The 26,687-nt window shown below is 65.6% G+C and carries 27 protein-coding genes; 16 read left to right on the forward strand and 11 right to left on the reverse strand.

The genetic code is table 11. From position 1 onward, the window contains the following. Both HG262_RS25225 and HG262_RS25230 read left to right on the forward strand, forming a co-directional pair. The coding region (locus tag HG262_RS25225) for a deoxyribodipyrimidine photo-lyase (protein WP_169273621.1) at positions 1-827 on the forward strand (827 nt) is incomplete at its 5' end. A gap of 129 nt (positions 828-956) precedes the next feature. Beyond that, positions 957-2,642, forward strand: a complete 1,686-nt coding sequence (locus HG262_RS25230; RefSeq protein WP_169273622.1) for a PAS domain-containing methyl-accepting chemotaxis protein — start codon at positions 957-959, stop codon at positions 2,640-2,642. A 73-nt stretch (positions 2,643-2,715) separates the two neighbouring features. Here HG262_RS25230 and HG262_RS25235 read toward each other — a convergent pair whose 3' ends face one another. Then, positions 2,716-3,048, reverse strand: a complete 333-nt coding sequence (locus tag HG262_RS25235) for a hypothetical protein (RefSeq protein WP_169273623.1) — start codon at positions 3,046-3,048, stop codon at positions 2,716-2,718. A 206-nt stretch (positions 3,049-3,254) separates the two neighbouring features. Here HG262_RS25235 and HG262_RS25240 point away from each other — a divergent pair, with 206 nt between their 5' ends. From HG262_RS25240 to HG262_RS25250, 3 genes are all read left to right on the forward strand, one after another. Continuing rightward, the gene (locus tag HG262_RS25240) at positions 3,255-4,793 is read left to right on the forward strand and encodes a DUF1800 domain-containing protein (protein ID WP_169273624.1); all 1,539 of its coding nucleotides are present in this window, start codon (positions 3,255-3,257) and stop codon (positions 4,791-4,793) included. 8 nt (positions 4,794-4,801) lie between these two features. After that, entirely contained in the window at positions 4,802-5,998 is a 1,197-nt protein-coding gene (locus HG262_RS25245) for a DUF1501 domain-containing protein (protein ID WP_169273625.1), read from the forward strand. A gap of 92 nt (positions 5,999-6,090) precedes the next feature. Next, entirely contained in the window at positions 6,091-6,582 is a 492-nt protein-coding gene (locus HG262_RS25250; protein ID WP_169273626.1) for a glutathione peroxidase, read from the forward strand. A 15-nt stretch (positions 6,583-6,597) separates the two neighbouring features. Here HG262_RS25250 and HG262_RS25255 read toward each other — a convergent pair whose 3' ends face one another. Next, entirely contained in the window at positions 6,598-7,065 is a 468-nt protein-coding gene (locus HG262_RS25255; RefSeq protein ID WP_054425764.1) for an Lrp/AsnC family transcriptional regulator, read from the reverse strand. A 121-nt stretch (positions 7,066-7,186) separates the two neighbouring features. Between HG262_RS25255 and HG262_RS25260 the strand changes: the two genes are divergently transcribed. The 6 genes from HG262_RS25260 to HG262_RS25285 all read left to right on the forward strand — a co-directional run bounded on the left by HG262_RS25260 (position 7,187) and on the right by HG262_RS25285 (position 11,338). Next, positions 7,187-8,095, forward strand: coding sequence for a DMT family transporter (locus tag HG262_RS25260; protein ID WP_169273627.1), 909 nt, complete (start codon positions 7,187-7,189; stop codon positions 8,093-8,095). 128 nt (positions 8,096-8,223) lie between these two features. Then, positions 8,224-8,925, forward strand: a complete 702-nt coding sequence (locus HG262_RS25265; RefSeq protein WP_169273628.1) for a glutathione S-transferase N-terminal domain-containing protein — start codon at positions 8,224-8,226, stop codon at positions 8,923-8,925. 17 nt (positions 8,926-8,942) lie between these two features. Further along, entirely contained in the window at positions 8,943-9,407 is a 465-nt protein-coding gene (locus HG262_RS25270; RefSeq protein WP_169273629.1) for a GNAT family N-acetyltransferase, read from the forward strand. Between the two features lie 30 nt (positions 9,408-9,437). Beyond that, positions 9,438-9,713, forward strand: coding sequence for a lipoate protein ligase C-terminal domain-containing protein (locus HG262_RS25275; RefSeq protein ID WP_169273630.1), 276 nt, complete (start codon positions 9,438-9,440; stop codon positions 9,711-9,713). Beyond that, the gene (locus HG262_RS25280; protein WP_169273631.1) at positions 9,710-10,486 is read left to right on the forward strand and encodes a biotin/lipoate A/B protein ligase family protein; all 777 of its coding nucleotides are present in this window, start codon (positions 9,710-9,712) and stop codon (positions 10,484-10,486) included. Before HG262_RS25275 ends, HG262_RS25280 begins: the two co-directional genes overlap by 4 nt. A 42-nt stretch (positions 10,487-10,528) precedes the next feature. Further along, positions 10,529-11,338 (forward strand): RsiV family protein, encoded by an 810-nt coding sequence (locus tag HG262_RS25285; RefSeq protein WP_169273632.1) that lies wholly within the window; start codon positions 10,529-10,531, stop codon positions 11,336-11,338. Positions 11,339-11,636: 298 nt separating this feature from the next. Here the strand turns inward: HG262_RS25285 and HG262_RS25290 are convergent, their stop codons facing one another. The 3 genes from HG262_RS25290 to HG262_RS25300 form a co-directional block, all read right to left on the reverse strand. Further along, complete coding sequence (locus HG262_RS25290) at positions 11,637-12,752, reverse strand: porin (RefSeq protein WP_169273633.1); 1,116 nt, start codon at positions 12,750-12,752, stop codon at positions 11,637-11,639. A gap of 285 nt (positions 12,753-13,037) precedes the next feature. Further along, positions 13,038-13,517: a thioesterase family protein gene (locus tag HG262_RS25295; RefSeq protein ID WP_169273634.1), complete on the reverse strand. Its 480-nt coding sequence runs from the start codon at positions 13,515-13,517 to the stop codon at positions 13,038-13,040. Positions 13,518-13,621: 104 nt separating this feature from the next. After that, complete coding sequence (locus HG262_RS25300) at positions 13,622-14,911, reverse strand: Glu/Leu/Phe/Val dehydrogenase (RefSeq protein WP_169273635.1); 1,290 nt, start codon at positions 14,909-14,911, stop codon at positions 13,622-13,624. A gap of 388 nt (positions 14,912-15,299) precedes the next feature. On the opposite strand from HG262_RS25300, the gene HG262_RS25305 reads away from it, so the two are divergent. The 5 genes from HG262_RS25305 to HG262_RS25325 all read left to right on the forward strand — a co-directional run bounded on the left by HG262_RS25305 (position 15,300) and on the right by HG262_RS25325 (position 21,089). Then, entirely contained in the window at positions 15,300-16,232 is a 933-nt protein-coding gene (locus tag HG262_RS25305) for a LysR family transcriptional regulator (protein ID WP_169273636.1), read from the forward strand. Between the two features lie 132 nt (positions 16,233-16,364). Continuing rightward, positions 16,365-18,485 carry an FUSC family protein gene (locus tag HG262_RS25310; protein WP_348984424.1) on the forward strand — a complete coding sequence of 707 codons (2,121 nt, stop codon included), beginning with the start codon at positions 16,365-16,367 and terminating at the stop codon, positions 18,483-18,485. After that, positions 18,475-18,669 carry a DUF1656 domain-containing protein gene (locus HG262_RS25315; RefSeq protein WP_050446448.1) on the forward strand — a complete coding sequence of 65 codons (195 nt, stop codon included), beginning with the start codon at positions 18,475-18,477 and terminating at the stop codon, positions 18,667-18,669. Before HG262_RS25310 ends, HG262_RS25315 begins: the two co-directional genes overlap by 11 nt. Continuing rightward, positions 18,662-19,591: an HlyD family secretion protein gene (locus HG262_RS25320; RefSeq protein WP_169273637.1), complete on the forward strand. Its 930-nt coding sequence runs from the start codon at positions 18,662-18,664 to the stop codon at positions 19,589-19,591. Before HG262_RS25315 ends, HG262_RS25320 begins: the two co-directional genes overlap by 8 nt. Before the next feature lie 10 nt (positions 19,592-19,601). Beyond that, positions 19,602-21,089 (forward strand): efflux transporter outer membrane subunit, encoded by a 1,488-nt coding sequence (locus tag HG262_RS25325; protein WP_169273638.1) that lies wholly within the window; start codon positions 19,602-19,604, stop codon positions 21,087-21,089. Between the two features lie 3 nt (positions 21,090-21,092). On the opposite strand, the gene hutG is transcribed toward HG262_RS25325, so the two are convergent. The 6 genes from hutG to HG262_RS25355 form a co-directional block, all read right to left on the reverse strand. After that, a complete protein-coding gene (gene hutG / locus HG262_RS25330) occupies positions 21,093-22,040 on the reverse strand; it encodes a formimidoylglutamase (protein ID WP_169273639.1) in 948 nt (315 codons plus the stop codon). Further along, entirely contained in the window at positions 22,037-22,825 is a 789-nt protein-coding gene (locus HG262_RS25335) for an amino acid ABC transporter ATP-binding protein (RefSeq protein ID WP_282437048.1), read from the reverse strand. The genes hutG and HG262_RS25335 overlap by 4 nt, the downstream gene beginning before the upstream one ends. Then, positions 22,822-23,490, reverse strand: coding sequence for an amino acid ABC transporter permease (locus tag HG262_RS25340; RefSeq protein ID WP_169273640.1), 669 nt, complete (start codon positions 23,488-23,490; stop codon positions 22,822-22,824). The genes HG262_RS25335 and HG262_RS25340 overlap by 4 nt, the downstream gene beginning before the upstream one ends. Further along, a complete protein-coding gene (locus tag HG262_RS25345) occupies positions 23,487-24,230 on the reverse strand; it encodes a transporter substrate-binding domain-containing protein (protein WP_169273641.1) in 744 nt (247 codons plus the stop codon). The genes HG262_RS25340 and HG262_RS25345 overlap by 4 nt, the downstream gene beginning before the upstream one ends. A gap of 121 nt (positions 24,231-24,351) precedes the next feature. Next, a complete protein-coding gene (locus HG262_RS25350) occupies positions 24,352-25,092 on the reverse strand; it encodes an IclR family transcriptional regulator (RefSeq protein ID WP_169273642.1) in 741 nt (246 codons plus the stop codon). 196 nt (positions 25,093-25,288) lie between these two features. Then, entirely contained in the window at positions 25,289-26,641 is a 1,353-nt protein-coding gene (locus HG262_RS25355; RefSeq protein WP_169273643.1) for an amidase, read from the reverse strand. Positions 26,642-26,687: the final 46 nt, after the last annotated feature.

Here is a 26,687-nt window from a genome sequence, read left to right on the forward strand (position 1 = left end):
CGGTGCGCGCGCTGTGGCCCGCCGGCGAAACAGCGGCCAGCGACCGGCTGGCCGCCTTTGCCGACGGCGCCATCGATGCTTATAAGGACGAGCGCGACTTCCCCTCACTGCCCGGCACCAGTTGCCTGTCGCCCTATCTGGCGGCGGGCGTGCTGTCGCCCGGCCAGGCGCTGCGCGCGGCGCTTGCCGCCAACCATGGCGAACTGGACAGCGGCAAGGCCGGCGCCGCCACCTGGATCAACGAACTGCTATGGCGCGAGTTCTATCAGCATCTGCTGGCCGCCTACCCGTCGCTGTCCATGCATCAGCCCATGAAGCCGGAAACCGCCGCGGTGCCCTGGCGCGATGCGCCCGCGGACCTGCACGCCTGGCAGAGCGGGCAGACGGGCATCCCCATCGTCGATGCCGCCATGCGCCAGTTGCTGGCGCTGGGCTGGATGCACAACCGGCTGCGCATGGTCACCGCCATGTTCCTGTCGAAAAACCTGCTGATCGATTGGCGGCTGGGCGAAGCCTGGTTCATGGCGCAACTGGTGGATGGCGACCTGGCCGCCAACAACGGCGGCTGGCAATGGAGCGCGTCCACTGGCGCCGACGCGGTGCCCTACTTCCGTGTGTTCAACCCCTTGTCGCAGTCCCGCCGCTTCGATCCCCGCGGCGTATTCCTGCGGGAATGGCTGCCCGAACTGGCGCACCTGGATGATCAGGCCATCCACGACCCCAGCCCGATGGAACGCGCCGCCGCCGGCTATCCCCTGCCCATCGTGGATCTTGCCCAAAGCCGGTTGCGCGCGCTGGAGGCGTTTGGCAACCTGCCCAGCGCGTGAGCCTGGGCATTCTTGCTTACTTTTTGAATAACATTTCAATATATTGATGTGGATCAACCCCGCGTACGTCTCCCTCCCCGATGATCCCGGGCTTGCCCCCCGCCCCGCCCATCACAGGACGACAGACGCATGCGCAACAATCAGCCGGTATACGACAAGGAATACACGCTTCACGACGAGCAGTACCTGATCTCCCGCACTGACGCCCGTGGCCGCATCATCTATGCCAATCCCGCGTTCGTGGAAGTCAGCGGTTTCTCGCGCGAGGAGCTCGTGGGCGCCGCCCACAACATCGTGCGCCACCCGGATATGCCCGAAGCGGCTTTCAAGGACCTGTGGTGCACCGTCCAGCGCGGTGAATCCTGGACCGGCGTGGTCAAGAACCGCCGCAAGGACGGCGGCTATTACTGGGTATTGGCGAACGTCACCCCAATCATCGAGCGTGGGGAAACCGTCTGTTATGCGTCCGTGCGCGTCAAGCCCACCGCCGCGCAGATAGACGCAGCGGCAAAGCTATATGCCGGACTTCGCGACGGCACGGCGCGACGCGTGCGGCTGGTGCGCGGCCAGGCGCGGCCAACCGGGGTCGCCGGCGTGCTGGCGTGGGCAAGACCGTGGCGCCTGACGGGCGTGCGCTCACGCATGCTGGCCTGGGCGATACTGGCGTCCTCCCTGTTCCTGGGCGCGGCCGGCGTCGCGCTGTACGGCATGTTCGACCGCATGCAACCCGAAGAACTGGCCATCGCCGCGGCCGTGCTGGCGGCTGGCGTGGTCCTCATCTTCGCCTCGGGCTGGGGATTCGCGCGCAGCATCTCGGGGTTGCTGGCGACGGCCACCGACTTCACCCGGCAGATCGCCGCGGGCAATCTCAGCACGCCCCTGCCCTCGGCCAGCCTGCGCGACGAGATCGGTGCCCTGAAGTTCTCGCTGGAAGTCATGCGCAAGAGCCTGGTCAGCATCACGCGCGACGTGCATGACGGCATCGAAAGCGCGCTGCACTCCGCCTCGGAAATCGCCGACGGCAACGAAGACCTGTCCGCGCATACGCAACGCCAGGCCGCGTCGCTGGAAGAAGCCGCGGCCAGCATGGAACAACTGGCCGCCACCGTGAAGCAGAACGCGTCGAACGCACATGGCGCGGACCGGATGGCCAGCCAGGCCTCGGACGTGGCCAGGCGCGGAGGCCAAGTCGTGAACGACGCCGTGGCCGCCATGCAAGGGATCGTCGACAGCTCCTCGCGCATCGCCGAAGTCGTCGGCCTCATCGACGGCATCGCTTTCCAGACCAACATCCTGGCGTTGAACGCCGCCGTCGAAGCGGCGCGCGCCGGCGAGGCCGGCAAAGGCTTCGCGGTGGTGGCGACCGAAGTGCGCAGCCTGGCGCAGAAGAGCGCCACCGCCGCCCGCGAAATCAAGGCCTTGATCGACGCCTCCAATGACCGCGTCAACGCCGGCGTGCGGCACGTGGAACGGGCGGGCGAAGCCATGCTGGATATCGTGGATTCCGTGCAGCAGGTGACGCAGATCATGAATGAGATCGCCGCGACGTCGACCGAACAGCACACCGGCATCGACAATGTCAGCCGCACCATTTCGGAGACGGATACGGCTGCGCAACACAATGCGGTGCGGGTCGAGCAAGCCGCGCTGGCCGTGGACGACCTGCGCACTCGCGGCGCGCAATTGCGCCACGCCATCGAAGTGTTCCGCGTGGCCGGCGGCCAGACCGTGCTACCCAGACGCGCGCCCGCGCCTGGGCCGGCGGGATTGATCGCGGCAGCCGGCGTCCGGCCGCTGTTGGAACGTCAGGCCTGATCGGCAAGGCAGGCCGACGGGGCGATCGGCCCGGGCGGGACCCTGAGGCTCCCGCGCCGGCACAAAGGCCGGCTCAGGCGCCGGCCGCGGCTTGCTTGTCCAGGCGCTTGATGAACACCTGCAATTCCTTTTCCACCTGCTTGTCCCCGCGCGCCAGGGCGGCTTGCAGGCCGGCGGTCCACGCCGCCCGGGCGCCGTCCAGGTCGCCCTGCCCCTGGCACGCCTTGCCCAGCCATTTCCATGCGACCGAGTAAGCCGGATCAAACGCCAACGCCGCCCGCAGGTGCGGCTCCGCTTCGCGAAAGCAATCCTGCTCGACATAGGCCTTGCCCAGCGAAAACCGCAGCAGCATGTTGTCGGTGCCCTTGGCCAGCATGGCCTCCAGACGTTCAATCATTCCTTCCATCGCGGTGCTCCTGCTGACACTTGAATATCATGGCGACATGATAGGACGGTCCTCTCCCAGCAGCACGAATGGCCCCTTGCGCACGCGGGAATAATCCCGTCGGCAACAAACGATCCGTTTCCTTGCGTTTCAAGAATACGCAGCCAGGGAATGCTTCCGTGAATACTCTGTCTGATGTTGAGTCTCGTCGTTGAAGGAACCGCCTGATGGCACGGTTGACCTCTTGGCTTTCCCGCGTCTTTCCCTTGGCTCTGCTCCCGCTGGCTGTCGGCGCGTTCGCCCAACAGGAAATCCAACCGCAAGCGCGTGATGCCGCTTTGGTGAATCGGGTGACCTGGGGCGCCACGCCGGCAGAACTGGCAGGTGCTCAGAAGATGGGGATTGACCGCTACTTGCAAGCCCAATTGCACCCGACAGCGCCGGACAAGCTGCCGGCGGCGATACAACGGCACGTCGACGCCTTGTCGATCTCGCGGCAATCGGACGAAGACGCACGGACGATCCAGATAGCCATCCGGCAAAAGGCAAAAGAACTGCCGGAAGATGAAAAGTTGCAGGCGAATCGCGAAGCACGGCAGATAGCAAACCAGCGTGCTGCCGATGTGAACGCGCGCGCGCTGTGGCGGGCGGTGTACGGCAATAATCAGCTACGGGACCAGATGACATGGTTCTGGATGAATCATTTCAACGTGAACTTTCAGAAAGGCGACATCGGCGTTTTTCTTTCCCAATACGAAGACCGTGCCATCCGCCCGCACGCGCTAGGAAAATTCCGCGACCTGCTGGTCGCCACCATGCAGTCGCCGGCAATGCTGATCTATCTGGACAACACCCAGAACTCGGCGGGCAAGATCAACGAGAACTACGCACGCGAGTTGATGGAACTGCACACGCTGGGCGTGGGCGGCGGCTATTCCCAGAACAATGTGCAGGAACTCGCACGGATCCTCACCGGCCTGGGTGTCGGAAGTACTCTGGACCCGCCGAAGGTCAAGCCGGCGTTGCGCGGACAGATCGTGCAGCAGGGCTATTTCCTTTTCAATCCCGCCCGCCACGATTACGGCACCAAGATGTTCCTGGGGCATACGATTGGCGGCGGGGGCATGCGGGAAGCCGAACAGGCGGCAGACCTCTTGGCCCGTCAGCCTGCCACCGCAGCGTTCATCAGTAGAAAACTGGCCGCCTACTTCGTCGGAGACGCACCGCCCGCGTCCCTGGTCGACAAGATGCGCCGAACATTCCTGGAAAAGGACGGCGACATTTCCGCAACGCTGCAGACACTGTTTGCGTCGCCAGAATTCGCAGCGTCGCTCAAACACGGTGTGTTCAAAGACCCCGTGCACTACGTGTACTCGTCACTGCGTCTGACCTATGACGGCATGCCGCCTATCACCAACAGCCAGGCGGGCGTCGTCCTGCTTAAGCGCCTCGGCCAGCCTTTGAATCAACGCCTGACGCCAGATGGCTATCCCCTAGCCCAATCGGATTGGTCCGGATCGGGGCAGATGACGATGCGCTTCGAGGTCGCCAACTTCATAGCCAGTGCCCCCCAAGTTCTCTATCGTGAAAGCCCCGACGATCGCCCGAAGAACGTCCCGCAACCACCGAATCTGCTGAAAACCCACGACTCGAACAGCCTTTTCTCGATGCTGTCGCCCCGTACGCGCGAAGTGATCGCACAGGCCAAATCGACGGTACTCGCCAACACCTACCTGCTGGCTTCGCCAGAGTTTATGCGCCGTTAGGAACCCTCATGGATCGACGCCGACTTCTTCAATCGATGGCAGCCGCCCCGCTGGTGCTGGGGGGCAGCCGCATCTATGCCGCCCCTGCGACTTCGGGAAACCGCCTGCTGGTGGTCTTCATGCGCGGCGCGTACGACGCAGCCAGCCTGCTGGTGCCCGCAAGCAGCGACTTCTATTATGAGTCCCGGCCCACCATCGCAATACCCCGGCCCGGCGGTGGCCCAGGGTCAGGACTGCCGCTGGCCGACGGCTGGGCATTGCATCCAGCACTGGCCGAAAGCTTGCTGCCATTCTATGAAAAGCGCCAATTGACGTTCGTGCCGTTTGCGGGCACCGACGACCTCAGCCGCAGCCATTTCGAAACGCAAAGCAGCATTGAACGCGGCGTAGGCGGGGGTCAGAACAGCAACTACCGATCCGGGTTCCTCAACCGGCTTGCCGCCACGCTGAATGCCAAACGGTCTCAGCCCGCCGCCTTCACCTCTGAAGTGCCACAGATATTCCGGGGCGACGCCCGCATTCCCAACATCGACCTGATGGGAGCAGGAAGCAAATCCCGCCTGAGCGACGACGATGCGCGCGTCATCGCTTCGCTCTACGAAGGCACTGATCTGCACGCAGCCGTCACCGAAGGGCAGCGCGTCATGGGCGCCGCACGCTCGGAAATCGATGCCGAAATGAAGGCTGCCAACGGCAACGCCATCTCCACCGACAAGCTTGAACTTGAGATCCGGCGCATCGCCCGCTTCATGACCGACCGCTACAACCTCGGCTTTGTCGATGTCGGCGGCTGGGATACCCATGTAGGGCAAGGCGCCGCATCCGGCGGGCTCGCCAACCGTTTGGGCCAACTCGGCCGCGCACTGGCCGCCTACGCCGAAGAAATGGGCCCTGCATGGCGGCAGACGACCGTCGTCGTCATCAGCGAATTCGGCCGGACCTTCCGCGAAAACGGCAACAAAGGCACCGACCACGGGCACGGCACGGTGTATTGGGTCATGGGTGGCAATGTGCAGGGCGGACGGATCGCGGGCCGGCAGGTGGCGGTCAAGCGCGACACCCTCTTCCAGGACCGCGACTACCCCGTCCTGAACGAATACCGGGCCGTCTTCGCCGGCTTGTTCTCGCGGCTGTACGGGCTGGACAAGGCACGCCTGGCGCAGGTGTTCCCGGGCGTGGCGCCGCTGGACTTGAAGCTGGTCTGAGCCCCTCCCGCGCTAGCGGGCCCAGGCGCTACACTCGACGGCAGGCAACGCACTGGCGCCCTCGCGTCCAGACGCCTGACACAGGAGCCCGCATGAGCAAGATCTACGATTTCACCGCCCGCGACATCAACGGGGAGGACCGGTCGCTGGACAGCTACCGCGGCCGCGTGCTGCTGGTCGTGAACGTCGCCTCCAAGTGCGGCTTCACGCCGCAGTACGCGGGCCTGGAAGAACTCTACCGCTCGCTGCGCGACGACGGCCTGACGGTGCTGGGCTTTCCCTGCGACCAGTTCGGCCACCAGGAACCCGGCACTGAAGCCGAGATCCGCGACTTCTGCTCGACGCAGTACGACATCACCTTCCCGCTGTACGCCAAGATCGACGTCAATGGCGCCGACGCGCACCCGCTGTATCGCTGGCTGAAGGGCGAAAAGCCCGGCGTCTTCGGCACCGAAGGCATCAAGTGGAACTTCACCAAGTTCCTGGTCGGCCGCGACGGCCAGGTCATCAAGCGCTACGCGCCCACCGACACGCCCTCGGGCCTGAAGGACGACATCGTCCAGGCGCTCTCCGCGCCCGTCTGAGGCCAGGCGCCCCGCCTACCGCAACGGCGGCAGGCGACGGCGCACCGTGTGCGCCTTGACGATGGCGGTATTGGTTTCAGCGAATTCCGTCACGCGCTCAAGAATGCCGTCCAGGTGCGAAATCGACCGCAGCACCACGCGGGCGATGAAGCAATCATCCCCCGTCACCTTGTCGCACTCTACGAATTCCGGAATCTCCTGGATCAATCCCTCGACGTGCCGCAGTTGCCCCGGCAAGGGGCGGATGCGCACGATGGCTTCCAGCGTGTAGCCCAACGCCACCGGATCCACATCCAGCGTGTAGGCGCGGATCACGCCCGATTCCTCAAGCCGCCGCAACCGGTCCGCCACGCTGGGCGCGGACATGCCCACCTGCCGGGCCAGGTCGGCCGTGGTGGTGCGCGCGTTGGCCGAAAGCGTCTCAACCAGCCGGCGGTCGATGCCGTCCAGGACAGGGTTTTCGTTTTTTAGGTCGTTTTGCATAAATTCCACCTAAAAGAAGGTATGACGGTAAAAGCACCACAAGAACATCATATAACCGCGTTTATCTGCCTGGGATAATTTCTCCATCGTACATCGCGGATCGACCGCTCGGAGAACCCACATGAATTCCGCATCAGAACGCCTCGGCCTGGCGCAAATGGCCGCCGCCATGACCCTGTCCGGCACGCTTGGCGTCTTCGTCATCGAGTCCGGCCAAAGCGCCTGGAACGTGGTGTTCTTCCGCTGCGTCTTCGGCGCGCTGTCCTTGTTCCTGTACTGCTGGGTGCGCGGGCTGCTCAAGCCCGGCCTGTTCACGGCCCGGACGCTGGCCCTGGCGCTTGCGGCCGGCGCCGCGCTGGTGCTGAACTGGGTACTGCTGTTCTCGGCATACCGGCTGGCATCGATCTCGCTGGCCACGGCGGTCTATAACGTGCAGCCCTTTTTCCTGATCGGCCTGGGCGTGCTGTTCCTGGGCGAACGTCCTTCGCGCGGCAAGCTGGCGTGGTCGGTCGTGGCCTTTGCCGGGCTGCTGCTGGTGCTGCGCCTGTCGGACACGGGCGGCGCGGACGGCAGCTACCTGACGGGGCTGATGCTGGGCCTGGGGGCCGCCGCCCTCTACGGCGCCACCGCCATCATCGTCAAGCGGTTGACGGGCATCCCGCCCCAGGTGCTGGCGCTGGTCCAGGTGACGCTCGGCGCCCTCATGCTGCTGCCCATGGCGGATTTCAACGCCCTGCCCGCCGCGCCCTTGCAATGGGGCTACCTGGTGGCCCTGGGCCTGATTCACACCTGCCTGATGTACATCCTGATGTACTCGGCTATCCAGAAGCTGCCCACCACGTCCACCGCCGCGCTCAGCTTCATCTACCCCGCCGTGGCCATCATGCTGGATTTCCTCGTCTACGGCCATCGCATGGATGCCACCCAGGTCGTGGGCGTGGCGATGATCTTCCTGGCCGCCGCGGGGGTCAGCCTGAATTGGACCTGGCGCCTGCCCGGCAGCGCGCGCCCCGGGGCCGGCGCGGCCTGACACGCGCCGCGACGGAAACCCGCACCCCGGCCCCGGTTATTCAGGCCGGGGCCAAGCCGTCCCCGCTATCATGGCTTTTCCATCCGCCGGCACCCGCCGGCGGCGCCAAGATTCCCAGGACGCTCCCCATGATCGATCTCTACTACTGGACCACCCCCAACGGCCACAAGATCACGCTGTTCCTTGAAGAAACCGGCCTGCCCTACAAGATCCATCCGGTGAACATCAGCCGCGGCGATCAGTTCAAACCCGAATTCCTGGCCATCGCGCCGAACAACCGCATTCCCGCCATCGTCGACCAGGCGCCCACCGACGGCGGCGCGCCGATCTCGCTGTTCGAATCCGGCGCCATCCTGCAGTACCTGGCCGAGAAGACCGGCCGCTTCCTGCCCGCTGACGTGCGGGGCCGCGCCGAAGTCTCGCAATGGCTGTTCTGGCAGATGGGCGGCCTGGGGCCCATGGCCGGCCAGAACCACCACTTCTCGGGCTATGCGCAAGAACGCATCGCCTACGCCATCGACCGCTACGTCAAAGAGACCAACCGCCTGTACGGCGTGTTGAACAAACGCCTTGCCGACCGCGAATTCGTGGCGGGCGACTACTCCATCGCGGACATGGCCGCCTACCCCTGGATCGTGCCGCACGCCAAGCAAGGCCAGGACCTGAACGAGTTCCCGCACCTGCAGCGCTGGTTCAACGCGATCGCCGCGCGCCCGGCCACCCAACGCGCCTATGCGCTGGCTGACACCATCAATACCGCTCCGTCCATCAGCGACGAGGAATCCCGCCGCATCCTGTTCGGCCAAACCTCGCAGCAAGTCGCCCGCTGAATCCCCGGAGACTGCCCATGACAGCACCGAAACTGGCGTTCCGCCGCGCCCGCGCCGAAGACCTGCCGCATATCATTGCAATGCTGGCCGACGACGAACTGGGCGCCACGCGCGAAGACCCTTCCGTTCCGCCAAATCCGCGCTATGCCGCCGCGTTCACGGCGATCAACCAGGATTCCAACCAATTCCTGGCGGTGGTCGAGCGCGATTCGCACCTGGTCGGCTGTTTGCAGTTATCGTTCATACCCGGCCTGTCACGTCAGGGCCAATGGCGCGGACAAATCGAGAGCGTGCGCATCGCCTCGTCGTCGCGCGGCCAAGGCCTGGGGCGCGCCATGTTCGAGTGGGCGATCGAACAGTGCCGCATCCAGGGATGCGGCCTGGTCCAGCTGACCACCGACCGCGCGCGCCCGGATGCGCGGCGGTTCTATGAAAGCCTGGGTTTCACCGCCAGCCACGATGGCATGAAGCTCAGCCTGTAGTGCTAGTAGATGATTTTGCAAGGAGCGTCCATGCATGGCGAATACAAAGTCCCCGGCGGAAAACTGGTTGTCGCGGACCTGGAAGTGCGCGACGGCCGCCTGGCCAATGTCCGCATCAGCGGCGATTTTTTTCTTGAACCCCCCGAGGCGCTTGAGGCCATCAACAACGGCCTGAACGGCATGCCGGCCGATTCCGGTGAACTGGAACTGGCGGTGGCCGTGCAATCCGCCCTGCCCGCCGATGCCGAGCTGTTCGGCTTTTCCGCCGAAGCCGTCGCCGTCGTCCTGCGGAGAGCGCTGGCATGACCCGCACCGACTGGAACGACTACGACTGGCAACTGATCCACGAAGGCCCCCAGGCGCCGTCGCTGCACATGGCGCTGGACGCCGTCATCACCGATGAAGTCGGCGCTGGCCAGCGGCCGCCCACCTTGCGCATCTGGGAATGGTCCGCCCCCGCGGTCGTGATCGGCCGCTTCCAATCCCTGAAGAATGAAGTCGATCCCGACGGCGCCAAGCGCCACGGCATCGAGGTCGTGCGCCGCGTAAGCGGTGGCGGCGCGATGTTCATCGAACCCGGCAACTCCATCACCTATTCGCTCAGCGCTCCGCAAGCGCTCGTGCATGGCATGAGTTTCCAGGAGTCGTACGCTTTCCTGGATGCCTGGGTACTGACCGCGCTGCAAGGCCTGGGCATCAAGGCCTGGTACCAGCCGCTGAACGACATCGCCTCCGACATCGGCAAGATCGGCGGCGCGGCACAAGCCCGCCGCGCCGGCGCCGTGCTGCACCACGTGACCATGTCCTACGACATCGACGCCGATAAAATGGTGGAAGTCTTGCGGATCGGCCGTGAAAAACTGTCCGACAAGGGCACCACCAGCGCCAAGAAACGCGTCGACCCGCTGCGCACGCAGACCGGCCTGGCGCGCGAGGTCATCATCGACCGCATGGTGGAAACTTTTGCGGGTTTGCACCGTCTGACCCCCGGGCAGATCGGCAGCGACACGCTGGCGCGTGCCCAGCAGCAGGCCGCCGAAAAGTTCTCCACCCCCGACTGGACCGGTGTGGTGCCCTGAGGGCCTGTTGCCGTCAAGCCTTGATTTCTTGGAGGTAATTCAATGCGTCGCACATTCACGCCGCAAGGCGCGATAAGCGGTCTGATCCTGGGCACGGCCCTGTTGGCGCTTGCTGGCTGCGGCAGCGCGCCGCCGGCGAACATCACCTTGGCCAGCCCCACGTCCTCCACCCCGGAAAAGGTGGGTGACCTGTCCACGGAACGCATCAAATGGGCATCGAACAAGCCCGGCTGCGAAGGCGATTGCCCGCATATCGAGATTGACAGCGTCGCGTTCCCGGGCATCCCGAAGCTGACGGCCCTGGTGGACCACGTGCTGGCCTACATGACCGGCACCGACGCCAACCGCCGCGGCCCCTACAACACGTTGTCGGAATACACGCAGTATTTCTGGTCCACCGCGCGGCCACGCGACGCCACCTATTTCAAGGCCAGCGTCAAAGACACCGTTGGCGACATCGTGTCGATCGAACTGCACACCGAACAGTTCCTGACCGGTGCCGCGCACGGCATCCCGGCGACGCAATATCTGAACTGGGAGCGCAGCCGCAACCGCGTCATGAGCCTGGACGAAGCGCTGATCCCCGGCCGCCGCGCCGAATACGTCGCAGCGCTGCAGCGTGCCCACGCCAAGTGGCTGGCGGGCAATCCGGACGCCAAACGGGATCCCGCGGCCTACAACAAGATGTGGCCCTTCCAGGAAAGCGACAACTTCGCCCTGACGCGCGACGGCATCGTCGTGAAGTACGACGCCTACTCGATCGCCCCCTACTCGCACGGCGAGCCCGAGCTCAGCATCCCGAACGCGGACCTGCGCGGCATCTTCAAACCGGAGTTGCTGCCGACGTCGTAGCCGGTACCGCTTGCGGCACTCGACACGCAGACCGTCGGGCGCAACGGTTTGCGCCCCCGATACGCAAAGGCCGGCAACAGGCATCTGCCTGTTGCCGGCCTTTTGCACGCGCCGCGGCGCGCAAGGTCTTTTCGAGACCGGGGTTCGGGTGAGCGGACTGAGGGTGGAGCTAGGGAGGTGGCCGCTTTTTTCGCGTCTGTGGCCGGGTAAGACGCCCAGTCCGCTCAATGCAACCGCGGCCTGAAGGAACCGGCGGCGCGCCGCTTGTGCGCACCCGCCGCCGGCTCACGTCAGGCGCTTAGAAGCGGTGACGGATACCCACGATACCCACCGAGCTCTTCAGGCCGTCGACAAACGCGAAGTCGGTGGAGTACGAACCCAGCGCGTACAGATTGGTGCGCTTGGACAGGTTGTACGTGTAGCCGATGCTGTAGACGTTCATCGTCGACTCGTTACCGGCCGTCAGCGGGTTGCTGCCATTCGGGTCAGCACGCTGCCACGACGCCAGGATGCTGCTGGCGCCCAGCGGCACGGTCAGGCCGACCAGGTACGAATTGGCCTTGAAGCCCGACACGGCGACGTTCGTGCCAAAGCTGGTGGCCGTGGGCGTGCCGCTGCCGAACGAGTTGATGCTTTGGCCGGTGAACCAGCCGTCACGCGTCTGGCCGAAGCCCAACGCCAGCTTCAGCACTTCGAAGTCGTACGCGCCGGCGACGGTCCACGACTTGGGCGTGGCGTCGTTGTTCAACTGGCTGGCGGGGTTCAACTGGTCATACGTCAGCGCGACGTTCACCGGGCCGTTGACGTAGCGCAGGCCGGTCGTGATGGCGCGGGTGTTGTCGGCGGTCTTGAAGCCGGTTTGCGCGGCGGTGGTGTCGGCCGCGTTGAACGAGTAGCCGACGCCGAACTGGAAGCCGCTGAACGACGGGGTCGAGTACTGCACCATGTTGTCGTAGCGGACGGTGTTGGCGGCGCTGAAGGCCACGCCAACGTTAGCCTGGCCGTAGCTGCCGGCGAACGGGTCGATCGCGGCGAGGTACTTCGAGGCGATGTTGGTCTGGCGGCCGAATTCCAGCAAGCCCCAGGAATCGGCCTTCAGGCCGATCGTGGCTTGGCGACCGAACAGGCGGCTGCTCTGGCCCGATTGGCCGTTGGCCGAGTTGAAGCCGCTTTCCAGCGTGAACACGGCGCTCAGGCCGTCGCCCAGGTCTTCGGCGCCGCGCAGGCCCCAACGCGAACCGCTCGACACGCCATTGGTCATGCCGAACTTCGATTCTTTGTAGTCGTTATTGCCCTTGATTTGCTGGAAGCCGATACCAGTATCGATCAAGCCGTACAGCGTCACCGACGTTTCGGCTTGGGCCACGCCGGACAGGGCGGCGAACAGCGCGGTGACGAGCAGAGTCTTTTTCATTGCGTAATCCCTTTGATTGAACATACCTGCGCAGGTGGCTGGGTTTGCATGGCAAACGGCGTGCGGCGCATGGCAGGAACGAATTCTAGGGACGCAATGTGTCAGTTTTCTAGACGCAAGGAAAACCCGTCCAAGATCTCGAAAAAAATGCCTACTTGTGGCCTGAGCTCCACACCCGGAGCCAGTGTACGGCTCGGTCGCGCACCTGTCATGGGGGTGTGTTAACAAGCAACATTGCGCGTGTTTTCCGGCGCCGGACAGGATGCCTGCACCCGTGCGCGACGCTCAGCGGGCCCCTTGCAGCGGCAGCAGTCGCCGATAACCTTTGGGCAGCGGTTGCCGGGCGTGGTCGGCGACCGTGCTCGCCAGCCGCGCCGCCAGATCCTCCGGGAACGGCGTGGCCCGCCGTGTATTCAGGTCCACATGCAACGACAACTGCTCCATCGTGGCCGCCAGATAGCCGTCGCGCGTCTGGGTCAGCTCCATCAGGCACAGCAAACGCTTGTTGTCCGATTCCAGCAGGCGAACCTGCAGCATCAGCGGATCCCCCGCCAGCACTTCGCGCAGATAGGCCACGTGCACGTTCATCGTATAGATGCCGCAGCGCGTCGCTTCCGTATAGTCCAGCCCCACACCGACCTGGCTGAGCAGTTCGAATCCGACCCGGTCGAAAATGCCGACATAGTGGGCGGCGTTCAGATGGCCGTATGCGTCGATCCAGGCGGGGTCCACGGCCAGCGTCGTGGACGGCAGGTGTTGCGTCATGCGTGTCTCCTGAAATGGGAATCGCCCCTTGCGGGGCGATTTCTGTTTTTGTCTTCCTCTGCCTCCTCGGCGAGTCGTTCAATAACGCATCGCCGATTCAGTCGTCAAGGATACAGGCCGCGCACTTGGCGCGCTTGGAGGATCCGGGTGCAAGCCACGATGAACGCGGCGGTGCGCAGCGTGACCTTGTGTTCCTTGGCCACCTGCGACACGGCGCCGTAGGCCTCGCGCATGATGCGTTCCAGGCGCTGGTTGATCTCTTCTTCGCTCCAGAAGAAGCTGGAGAAGTCCTGCACCCACTCAAAATAGGACACAGTCACGCCGCCCGCGTTGGCCAGCACGTCCGGCACCACGTAAACGCCATGTTCCGCCAGGATGTCGTCCGCTTCCGGCGTGGTCGGGCCGTTGGCGCCTTCCACCACGACCTTGGCGCGCACCTTGGCGGCGTTCTGGGCCGTGATCTGGCTTTCCAGGGCCGCCGGGATCAGGAATTCAGTTTCCAGCGTCCAGAATTCGTCCTTGTCGAAGGCCTGGCCACCCGAAAAGCCGCCCACGCCGCCGTGTTGCGACACATGCGACAGCAGCTTGTGGACGTCCAGCCCTTCGGCGTTATGCACCGTGCCCGTATGGTCCTGCGCGGCGATGACCTTGGCGCCGGCTTCATGGAACAGCCGGGCGGCGGTGCCGCCCACGTTGCCGAAGCCCTGCACGACCACGCGGGACTTCGAGACGTCGATGTTCAGGTCGCGGGCGGCTTCGCACGCCACGACGAACACACCGCGGCCGGTCGCTTCGACGCGGCCCAGGCTGCCGCCCAGCGCGATCGGCTTGCCGGTCACCACGCCCGTGGCGGTGGCGCCTTCGTTCATGGAATACGTGTCCATCATCCAGGCCATGGTCTGGGCGTTGGTGCCCACGTCAGGCGCCGGAATGTCCTTGGAGGGGCCCACGATCACGCCGATTTCGCTGGTGTAGCGGCGCGTCATGCGCTCGAGTTCGGATTGCGACAGGTTGCGCGGATCCACGCGAATGCCGCCCTTGGCGCCGCCATACGGCAGATTCACCGCGGCGTTCTTGACCGACATCCAGGCCGCCAACGCCATCACTTCGGACAGGGTCACGTCCTGGTGGAAACGCACGCCGCCTTTGCCGGGACCGCGCGACACGTTGTGCTGCACGCGATAGCCCTCGAAGTGGGCGATCGTGCCATTGTCCAGTTCGATCGGCACATCGACGATCAGCGCGCGCTTCGGGCGCTTCAGCGTCTCGACCCACCGGCTCAGCGTGCCAAGGTACGGGGTGACCCGGTCGACTTGTTGCAGGTAATTACCCCAGGGGCCGAGGTCATCGGCATTCAGATAAGACGGCAAGGCATGGGTGGGCGTTTGAGACATGAGCATGATCTCCTGACAAAGTTGCGCCATTTTATCCGCGAAAAATATAGCGTCCCCATTTAAATTAAAAATATATTAAATAGGGACATATAGTTGTTGCGGATACCGTACGGGTCGCAAGCCCGGTCTTGAAGCTGCCCCTATCCTAAGCCCCCAACCGGGACGCGTCCAGCCCGCCTGGCTAGCCGTCGCCGCCGGCCGCGGCGCCCTGCCGGGTGATGAAAAAATGTCCGCTATCAAGCCTTTCCCGAGGCTGCACAGAGGCAGCAAGCGCGTTATGGGACGAAGAGGCTCACCCGGATTGCAAACTCGGCACCGCTCTCGGCTCGGTGAAAACCAGACAAAACAACCTATGATTGCATAAAGGTAAATCCACAAAGGGGCAGCCATGCCACGTCCCGATCTCAATCTCCTGCTTGCGCTGGATGCGTTGCTCGACGAGGGTAGCGTCATCGGCGCTGCGCGCCGCATGCACCTGAGCGCGCCGGCCATGAGCCGCACCTTGAGCCGCATCCGGGAGGCGCTGGGCGATCCTGTGTTCGTCCAGGTCGGTCGCAAGCTCATGCCCACACCCAAGGCGTTGGCACTGCGCGAACAGGTGCGGGTGGCGGTGGAACAGGCCTCGCAGGTATTCGCTTCCGATGCCCAGATTGACCTGAAATCGCTGGATCGGCGTTTCAATGTCCGCGCCACCGATGAGTTCGTAAGCATCCATCTGGGCCACCTCCTGGATGCGATGGCACGGGAGATGCCACGGGCGATGCTGCGCTTTTCGCCTGAGGAAGACGACGTGGACGAAGAGGCGCTGCGCAGCGGCCGCATCGACCTGTTCATCAGCGCCTCGCGCAAGCTGGGGCCTGAGATCCGTGTGCAATCCCTGTTCACCACGACGTTCGTGGGGGTCGCGCGCGCCCACCATCCGATTTTCGACGACGAGATCACGCCCGAACGCCTCACGCGCTGGGAGCACATCAACGTGTCGCGGCGCGGCAAGGCCGCCGGACCGGTCGACGCCGCGCTGGAGGCACAGGGGCTGCGCCGGCACGTCGCCCTGGTGGTGCCCAATCCGTACACGGCGCTGTTCGCATTGCAGGATTCGGATCTGCTGCTGCCCTTGCCCCGGCATCTGGCCAGCAGCGCGCTGTCCGCGGGCCTGCGCATTCGCGTGTTCGACCTGCCGACGCCGCTGGAAACGGTGCTGCTGACACAGGCCTGGCACCCCCGCCTGGAGGGAGATCCGGCCCATCAATGGCTGCGGCAGACCATCCATACGCTCTCCAACGAGAGCCAGGCGCAGGCGGCCAAGCGCGCCAAGCCATAGCGGGCGCCCCCCTATGCGTGCGTATTACGCAATCATCTGAGTGCGATAAATTCACTTTTCGGAATGAATGGGCCTGCCTACAGTGATGCGTATTGATCACTGTAGAAGGGTTGCATCGTGCATTCGGCGAACGTGCCTGAAGCAAATTCGGGCGTCTTTCCCCGCCTCTCCCGGTTTCGGGAGGGGTTGGCGCGTGGACTGCCTTATGTCGATCTGACGACGCCACGCGCGACCTATGTGATGCGTTCGATCCTGGCCGCTTGCCTGGCCTTGGTGGTGGCCTATGTGCTGGAACTGCACGCGCCCTACGCGGCGGCTTCCAGCGTGCTGCTCGTTATCAACCCTGTCCAGGGCGGCGTGATCGGCAAAGGGGTGTGGCGGGTGCTGGGCACGCTGGTCGGGATGCTGGCGGCGTTCGCGCTGATGAGCGCCTTCGGCCAAATGCCCTGGCTCTTTCTGTTCGGGTTCGGCGCATGGCTGGGGGTGTGCGTGATGGGCATGACGCTGCTGCGTCATTTCCGGGCCTATGGCGCCACGCTGGCGGGCTATACCGTGGGCTTGGCGGCCTACGGCGCCATGCAGCATCCGGAACGCACCTTCGATCAGGTGATGGGGCGCGGCGCGTCCGTGCTGATCGGCGTGGTCTGCCTGGCGCTGGTGTCAGCCCTGTTCAGCAGCCGCAGCGTGCATCGTCGCCTGGCCACACTGCTCGACCGCCTCGCGGCCGCCACGGCGGGCGTGTTGGCGACGCATCACCAGGCCATTCAAGGCAGCGCCGAGCCGGGCGCCAAGCCCCTGGATGCCGTACGGCGCTCCCTCATCACCGAGGTGTATGGCGTGGACGATCTGCTGGCGCTGGGCAAGGCCGAGTCCGCCGATCTGGCCCATCGTGCCGGCGCGGTGCGGCACACGATGGTGTCGCTGTTTTCCGCCTTGGTGGGCGGCGCGCCGCCCCTGCGCGACCACAGCGCCGGTCTGGCTCTGCTGGGTGCGTTGCAGCCGGACTGGGAGGAAGCATGGCGGGAGGTCGCGCAGGCTCTTGGGCAGGAACCCGGCCCGGCCGGCAGGACGCGTGCCATCGCGCGACTGACCGACCTGCGCGCCCGGCTGGCGGGCGTACTTGCCGCGACCTCGCTGGACGATGTTTCCGAGCAGGCCGCGCTGATGATCGCAGGCGATCGCCTGATCGAACAGCTTGACGATTACGTGCAAGCCATCGAAGGCATCGAACGTTTCCACCAACCCAGGCCAACGCCGGCGAGCGTGTCCGTGCCGTTTCACCGCGACACGGTGGCGGCTTTCCAGAATGGCGTGCGCGCCCTGTTGACTGTGGTGATGGGCGGCGCCTTCTGGATCGCCACCGGCTGGACGGAAGGCAACATGATGCTGGCGGGGTTGGCGGCGGCATGCGCTCTGCTGTCGACCGCGCCCAGTCCCGCGCTGGGTGCGGTCGAATTCATCAAGGGCACGGTGGCCGCCGTGGCGATGGCCTTTCTGTGCACCTTCATCGTGCTGCCGCACGTCTCGGGCCTGCCGCTGCTGCTGGTAATCCTGAGCCTGTTCTGGCTGCCTGGTGTGTATGCCACCACGGTGCCGGGTCATGCGCTGGCGGGCGTGGCCTATCTGGTGGCGTTCACGACACTGGCGGCGGCGGACAACCCCATGCACTACGACTTTGCACTGTTCCTCAATGGCGCCGTGGCCTGGATCCTGGCAACCGGTTTCACGCTGCTGGGCTTCAGGATCGTGCTGCCGCGCAACCTGGCCCGCGACGTCACGCGCTTGCGCCAGCGCATCCGCGATGCGGCGCTGGGTACCTTGCGCGACGAGCCGCCCAATGCACCGGCTTGGCAATGGCGCCAGCAACACCGCATTGCGCAACTCGGCGCCTTGCTCAGGACGCAGCCGCAGGCGATGGATCGCGCCATCGCCCAGGCGCTGACCAGCCTGCATCTGGGCCGGGAAATCCTGCGCCTGCGACGCTGGCTGCGCCAGGCGCCCCAGGACGCCGAGTGGCCGCGCGTGGTGGCGCGCACGCTGCGCCATATGCGCCAGCGGGCCGGTGATCCCGCGCGGGCCGCACGCCATGCCCGCCGCGCGGCGGACTCCCTGGCGCGTTTACCCGCGCGATCGAGCGCCGCGACGGATGACGTGCAGCGCGTGACGGTCGTACTGCTCGACATCGCCGCGCTACTGGAACGCCATGGGAACGACGTTCCGAACCCCTCTGTAGGCCACGCCCATGCTCAGTGAATTCTCGTTGGCCGGCATTTACCTGCCGCCGTTCCTTGTCTACGCCTGCCTGGCCCTGCCGATCTATATGGGCCTTCGCTTCGTGCTGGTGCGTTGCGGGGTGCTGCGTTGGGTGTGGCATCCGGGCCTGTTCGAGTTCGCCATTTCCCTTTGTCTTGTTTCCCTGTTGGTGCTTTATGTCTGAACGCGCATTTCCCCCCAAGCTTCTGCTACGGGCAGGACTCACCCTCGCGGTGGTCGTTGCCGCCGGGTTTCTGGTCAGCGCGCTGTGGCGCGCCTACGTCGTCGCCCCCTGGACCCGCGATGGCCGTGTCAGCGCGCAGATCGTGCGTATCGCTCCCGAGGTGTCAGGCACCGTCGTCGAGGTCTCGGTCATGGACGATCAATACGTCAAACAGGGCGACGTGCTCTATCGCATCGACAATGCCAGCTTCGCACTGGCATTGGCCCAGGCCGAAGCGCAGTTGGCATCAGCCGAGGTGTCGCTGCGCCAGAAAACCGAGGAGGCGCGGCGGCGCCGCGGCATGGAAAGCCTGGTGCCGGCCGAGGACATCCAGCGGGCGAACCAGGCAGTCGCCATCGCCCAGTCCGACCTACGCAGTGCACAGGTTGCCGTGGACAGGGCGAAGCTGGATCTTGCACGCACCGAACTGCGTGCGCCAACCGATGGCTACATCACGCGCCTGCGATTGAACAAGGGCGACTACGCCGTAACGGGCCAACCCGACATCGCCCTGATCGATGCCCACAGCTTCTGGATCACCGGGTACTTCGAGGAAACCAAACTGCGCGGCATCCAACCCGGCGCAGCGGCGCGGATCCGCCTGATGGGGTTCGACCAGGTGTTGCCGGGGCGGGTGGCCAGCATCGGGCGAGGCATTACCGACAGCAACCAGCAGGCCGACGCGCAGGGCCTGCCCAGCGTGGAACCCAGCTTCAGTTGGGTTCGGCTGGCGCAGCGCATCCCGGTGCGCGTCGAGTTCGAGCATGTCCCGCATGACGTCGTGCTGGCGGCCGGCATGACCGGCAGCATCGAGGTCACGCCTTCGGCAGGTACGCCGGTGCCCCAGGGCCGGCTGATCTCGCTGCTACACCGCTGGATGTGAGGACAAGGTCATGCATGTACCCACCCCTCGCACGCGACAGCGCCTTCGGCAGGCACTGCTTGCCTCCCTGCTGGCATTCCTGACCGGCTGCGCCACCGTGGGCCCGGACTACCGCACGCCGACGCTGGAGGTGCCCGCGCACTGGATTGAGGCCGACGCCGCCATGTCCGATGGCGACCACGTTGACCTGCGCACCTGGTGGCGCGCCTTCCAGGATCCTTTGCTCGACCGCCTGGTCGAACAGACCCTGGCGCACAATCAGGATCTGGACATCGCGTTGGCGCGCCTGCGCCAGGCACGCGCCGAACGTGTGCGAATCGCCTCGGCCGCCATGCCCGAGGTCTCGGTCGGAGCCGCCGGCGAGGCCACACGCGGCAGCAAGGCACTCCGCTCGCAGTCCGGCGGGCAGGCGCGAACCTGGCATCTGGGGTTCGATGCGAGTTGGGAGCTGGACCTGTTCGGCGGCACGCGCCGCGCGGTCGAGGCCGCCGATGCCGGCATCGAGGCGTTGGCCGAGGACCATCGTGCGCTGCAAGTGAGCCTGGTGGCCGAACTGGTGGCCGACTACGCCGGGCTGCGTGCCGCGCAACTGCGCCTGGCCATCACACAAGACAACATTCGTACGCTGGCCGAAGCCGAGCGCTTGGCCGAACAAGCGCATCGCAGCGGCCTGGGCACGCTGGCCGACGTCACCCTGGCCCGTGCCGAGCGCGAAACTGCCGAGGCGCAGCCGCCCTTGCTGGACGCGGACATCGCCCGTTTCAGCCATGCCATCGGCGTGCTGGCGGGTGGGTTTCCCGGGGATTGGCATGCCGACCTCGCCACGCCCGCGCCGGCTTTGCTGATGCCGGCCGACTTGCCGCTGTCACTGCCTTCGGACGTCATTCGCCAACGCCCCGACCTGCGCGCGGACGAACGACGCCTGGCCGCCGCCACCGCGCAGATCGGCGTGGCGCAGGCCGCACGCTTTCCCACATTCAGTATTCCCTTGGGGTTGGGCTCCACCGCCAGCGTCATCCACGACCTATTCTCAGGTGCCAGCCTGGCGTGGTCGGCGGCCGTGCAGGGCAGCCAGTCCCTCTACGACGCCGGCCGCGCGCGGGCAGGCGTGACCGCGGCACAGGCCAACGCCGACGCCGTGCGGCGCGTCTACGAGCGGGACGTACGTTCGGCGCTGCGCGACGTGGAGGACGCCTTGACCGCCTGGACCGGTGAACGCCAACGGCAAGCCGCGTTGCAGAAGGCCGTGGCCGACAGCCAACAAGCCCTGGAACAGGCCACCCAACTCTACGCGCGCGGCTTAAGCGCCTATCTGCCGGTGCTGGTGGCGCAGCGCAGCCTGAACCAGACACGGGATGCGTTGGCCCTCAGCCAGTTGGCGCAGTTGCGCGGAGGCATTGCCTTGTACAAGGCGCTGGGGGCGGGGTCGTCGGACACGGCGTGGGTCTCTGCGTCCGACCCACGCGCCGCCGCAGAAACTCCACCCGCCATCAACTGACCCTCAACGCGACAGCAATTGCCACGCCAACCGGGCAGCCGCCCGGGCGCCATGGCCGTCCACGTCGAAGCGTGGACTGTATTCGGCCATGTCAGCCAACCGCAGCTTGCCGCTGGCCTTGATCCGCAGCACGATCTCTTCGACCACGGACATCGGCACCCCATAAGGCGCTGGCGCCGACACCCCGGGCATGACGGCCGCCGGCAACACGTCAAGGTCGATCGTCAGGTACACATGGCGCGCTCGTGCCAGCAAGGCGTCCACGTTGGCCAGCCGGGCCTCCAGATGGCGTTCCTGCATATCGTGGTCTTCGACCCAGACCGCGCCGACTTCCGCCGCGCGGGCGTAAAGCGCCGGCGTATTGGCCAGCCGTGACACGCCAAGGCAGGCGTATTGCAGTGCCTGGCCCCGCGCTTCACAGTAGCGGGCGATCTGGTCGAACGGCGTGCCCGAACTGCCCGGGCGCCCGGTGCGCAAATCGAAGTGCGCGTCAAGGTTCAGAACCAGGACGGGATCCGTGTCGCCGCGGGCTTCCAGCCAGCGCGCCAGACCCTGGAAGCTGCCCCAGGCGATCTCGTGGCCGCCGCCCAGCACCAGCGGGCGCGTGCCCTGCTCCAGCAGTTCCGCCACACGCAGGCCCAGGCGCTCCTGGGCATCTTCCAACTGATCCTCCACGCACACGACATCACCCGCATCCAGCAAGCGCGTCATGCCATGCGCGGGCAGGCCCGCCAGGAACTTGCGGATGCCGGCGGGACCTTCGGCCGCGCCGACGCGCCCCTGGTTGCGCGCCACGCCCGCGTCGCAGGCAAAGCCCAGCAGCACCGGTTCGCCTTTTTCGGCCTGCCCGGCGGCCGCTTCGACGATATGCGCCAGGCGGCGCGTGTCGCCTTGCTCGGCGCTGTCGTCGCGCGCCTTCCACAGGCTCTTGTCCAACTGCGGAACGCTCATGCCGCCGCCCCCTGCCCCGCGCTCAGGACCGCCTGCAGGAATTCCCGGGTGCGCGGCTCGCGCGGCTGGCTGAAAATCACTTCCGGCGGACCGGACTCCAGGATCACCCCGCCGTCCATCACGGCCACGACGTCGGCCACGTCCCGCGCAAAACCCATTTCGTGCGTCACGACCATCATCGTCATGCCTTCGCGGGCCAGCAGCTTCATCACTTGCAGCACTTCGCCCACCAGCTCCGGATCCAACGCAGAGGTCGGCTCATCGAACAGCATCACCTTGGGTTGCATGGCCAGCGCCCGGGCAATGGCCACGCGCTGCTTCTGCCCGCCCGAGAGGCTGGCCGGCATGGCCGCCATCTTCTGCGACAAACCCACTTTGCGCAGCAGGTCTTCGGCCAGCGCGTTGGCTTCGCCGCGGCCCATGCCGCGCAATGTGCGCGGCCCGACCGTCACGTTGTCCAGCACGGACAGGTGGGGAAACAGGTTGAAGCCCTGGAACACCATGCCTACCTGCATGCGCAATTGGTTCAATTGCGCTTCCGGCAGCAGCAAGCCGTCATCCAGCAAGGTCTGGCCGCAGATGTCCACGGAGCCCGCTTGCGCCACTTCCAGCCCGTTGCAGCAGCGCAGCAAGGTGCTTTTGCCCGAGCCGCTGGGCCCGATCACGACCACCACCTGCGAAGGCAGCACGTCGAAATCGATCCCGCGCAGCACGGCATGGTCGCCATAAGACTTGTGCAGGCCGCGGATGCGGATCATTTCCTGCGGATTGCCGAACTGGTTCATTGCACCATCCCTCCGGCGCGCAGACGGTGTTCCACCTTGCGCAAAATAACCATGGCGGCGGTGGTCAGGACCAGATAGATCAAGGCCACCACCAGATACGTTTCCAGCGAGCGATACGACACGCTGATGATCTTCTGCCCTTCGTGCATCAGATCGTGGATGGTCAACAGCGACACCAGCGCCGAATTCTTGATCAGCGCGATGAACTCGTTGCCCAGCGGCGGGATCATGCGCACCACCGCCTGCGGCAGGATGATGATGCGCATGGCCTGCCCGGACGACATCCCCAGCGACCGCGCCGCTTCCGTCTGGCCGCGGTCCACCGATTGGATCGCGCCGCGCACGATTTCCGACACATAGGCGCCGGAATACATGCCCAGGCCCAGCACGCCGCAAGCGAACGCCGGCAGCGTCACGCCAAACTGCGGCAGCCCGAAGAACCAGATGAACAGCTGCACCAGCAAGGGCGTGCCGCGGAAGAACAGCAGGTAGGTGCTGCACAAGTGGTAGACGATGCGCCGCTGCGGGTTGAGCCGGCCGACGCCGACCAGCAGGCCGATGACGCAGCCCAGCAGCAAGGCGCCGGCGGTCACCTCGACGGTGACCAACGCGCCGCGCAGCAGCGCGTCGAAGTCGGCGAAGACGGGGGAGAAATCCAGGTTCATTTCGCGGGCGCCTCGAACCACTTGCTCACGATAGCCTGATAGCTGCCGTCGCTTTTCAGTTTCTGCAACGCGGCGTTCAGCTCACGGGTCAGCTCGGGCTTGTTCTTGGGCACGGCAATGCCGTAGTCCTCGGTCGTCACCTGGTCGTTCAGCACGGTCAGGCCGGTCGTGCTTTGCGCGAACAGCTTGGCGGCAGGCTTGCCCGTCACGGCGGCATCGGCGCGGCCGATCTGCACCAGGTTGAACATTTCCTGGTTCTTCTCGACTTCCACGCGCTGCACGGCCGGGAAATGCTCCTTCAGGTAGTTGACCGACTTCGTGCCGACCTGCACCGATACCTTGCGGCCATCCAGGTCCTTCAGCGTCTTGATGGGGCTGTCCGTCTTGGTCAGCACCACCAGGCCGCCCGCGTAGTACGGGTCGGTGAAGTCCACGACCTTGCTGCGCTCGGGCGTGATGTAGATGGCGGACACGGCGATATCGGCGCGGCCGGCCTGCAACGCGGGGATCAAGCCCTTGAAGTCGATGTCGATCCACTCGACCTTCTTGCCCATGGCGCCTGCCAGCGCTTCGACCAGTTCGATATCGAAACCGGTGCGCTTGCCGTCTTTGACGAACTCCATCGGCGGGAAGGTGGCGTCGGTGACGGCGCGGATGGTTTCCTGGGCGTGCGCGGGGCCGGCGCTCCAGGCCAGGCCCAGCGTCAGGGCGGCGGTCAGCAATGTGCGGCGAGTGGTCATGATCAGTCCTATGGGAAAGAGGTACGGCGATGAATGCGGCGGATGGGTACAGCGATGAATACGGCGACAGCAGCGGTACAACGTGGAATTCAAGGGGCGGCGCAATCCCTCAACCGGCGGGTCAGTGCACCTTCAAACGTTCGGAAATGCGCCGGGCGGCGGCGACGGTCAGGTCGATCAGGGCCTGGGGACGCTGGGCGGCGCGGGTGGACGGCGCCATCAGCGTGATGGAGGCCACGGCCTGGTGGGGGCGCTGGAAGATCGGCACGCTGACACCCCAGACGCCAGCATCGACTTCGCTGTCCGTCACGGCATAGCCTTGGGCCCGGATGGTTTCCAATTCATCGGCCAGGCGCGCCGCATCGACGCCGGCTTCGGCGGCCAGATAGGCCAGCGCAGTCTGCAACCGGGCCTGCGGCATGAACGCCAACAGGGATTTCGCCGAGGCGCCGCGCGCCAGCGGCAGGCCGCGGCCCTTGGTAAAGGAACAGCGCAGCGGGTGCTGGCTTTCCACCATGTCCAGGCACACGGCCTGGTCCTTGACGGCCACCAGCAAGCCTATGGTTTCCCCGGAGGCGGCGGCCAGCGCGGCCATGTCGGGCTGCGCTTCATGGATCAGGAACGACGACTGGTCAAAGCCCCAGGCCAGTTGGACGCACAGCGGCCCCGGACCATATTCCCCTTCGTGTTCGGCCACGAATCCCCAGCGTTTCAGCAACGCCACCTGACGGTACAGCGTGCTTTGGGCCAGGCCGGTCTTCTCGGCCAGCGCGGCAATGGTCAGGGTGCCGTCGTGCCGGGCCAAAGTGGCCAGCACATATAGGACGCGATCCGCGCCTGCCCCTACCGAGGGATCCGCCATCAATCTCAACTCCAAGCAATATGGCGCTGAGATTATCAATTTCCGGCTAAATCTACGCTTTTGATTCCCGATTATTGAGAAATAACAGGGAAAACCCCGAATCTGAGGATGAAAAAAGGCGCCTGAAAGCGCCAAAACGTCCGACATTTCCGCCGAAGGGCGTCGGACGATATCCGTTTGCGGGCCTGGACGGCGCTTAGGCCCGATGCGCGGTCGACCCCAGGATGCGTTCGGCGCAACGGGCCCAGTACAGCAGCCGGGCGTCCTCCTTGACGAAGCCGACCATCTGGAATCCCAGCGGCAGGCCGTGAGGCCCGCGCGCCACCGGCAACGTGATCGACGGATTGTGCAAAAGCGACCAGATCCGGATGAACGCCGAGCTGCCGGTGCTGCTGGCGGGCGGCGCTTCGCCCAGCGTGGACGGCATGACTACGGCATCGACCTCGCGCGCCGCGTCATAGAAGGCCCGGCGGCAAGCATCGGCCGAGTCCAACGCGCCGGCATAGTCGGCCGCCGACACCCCCTCGCCCATCGTCAGATAGTCGATCAGCCCCGGATCGCACAACGCAGCGTGATCGCGCTTGATCGCCGCATACTCGCGAGCCAGGTCGTAGGCCATGATCACGTCCTGCGCCTCGCCCATCGTGTCGAACGCCGCCGGCATCTCCAGTTCCTTCACCGTGACGCCCGCCGCGGACAAGGCGCGCAGGTTCGCCTCGAAGCTCTCTCTCATGCAGGGTTCGGCGTCGGCCCAGTCCTTGGGCCGCCACACGCCCGCCCGGAAATCGGTCCGCAGCGGCAGCGTCGCGTCGTAACGCGGGTCTCCTGTGAAGGCGCGCATGAACAGCGCAGCATCGTCCACGCTGCGCGTGATCGGGCCGATCACGTCCAGGACGCGCGAATAACGCCGGATGCCGACGTAGGGAATCGCATCCAGCGTGGGCTTGAACCCCACCGCGCCGCAAAAGGCGGATGGCCGCAGGATGGACCCCGCGGTCTGCGTGCCGATGGACAGCGGCGTCATGAAGTCCGCGACGGCGGCGGCCGAGCCGGCGGACGAAGCGGCGGGCGTGCGGCTCAGGTCGTGCGGATTGCGCGCGGGCCCGGGCAGCATGATGGCGTGCCGCGACACCGTGTTCTTGCCCAAGACGTTAAAGCCCAGCGCATGCGCCTGCGTCACGACCGGTGCGTCCGCGTCGGGCTGACGCCCGGGAAAAATCTCCGGATCGCCCAGTTCCGTGGGCATGTCGGCGGTATCGATGGTGTCCTTGATGCCCAGCGGCACCCCGTCCAGCAAGCGCCGTCGGCCGTGGCGGTCCCATTCGCGCGCCCGCGCCAGCGCGCCGTCGGCATCCACCCGCACCCAGGCCTGGACGCCGGCGTTGCGTTCGTCGATCCGGTCCAGGCAGGCCCTCGCCCAGGCCTCGCAAGTCAGGCTGCCCTGCGCAAGCGCCGCCAGCCCCTCCGTGGCGGTCAAGGCGGCGATGGTGCCGGGCGCGGAACGGCGCACGGCGGAAGCCGGGCGGTCAATCGTGTCGGAAGTGGGCAAAGTGCGGCTCCTGAATGAGGATGAAGGGTTGCAGGCAAGGACGGCG

It is taken from the genome of Achromobacter sp. Bel (assembly GCF_012928505.1).
Classification (GTDB): Bacteria; Pseudomonadota; Gammaproteobacteria; order Burkholderiales; family Burkholderiaceae_B; genus Achromobacter.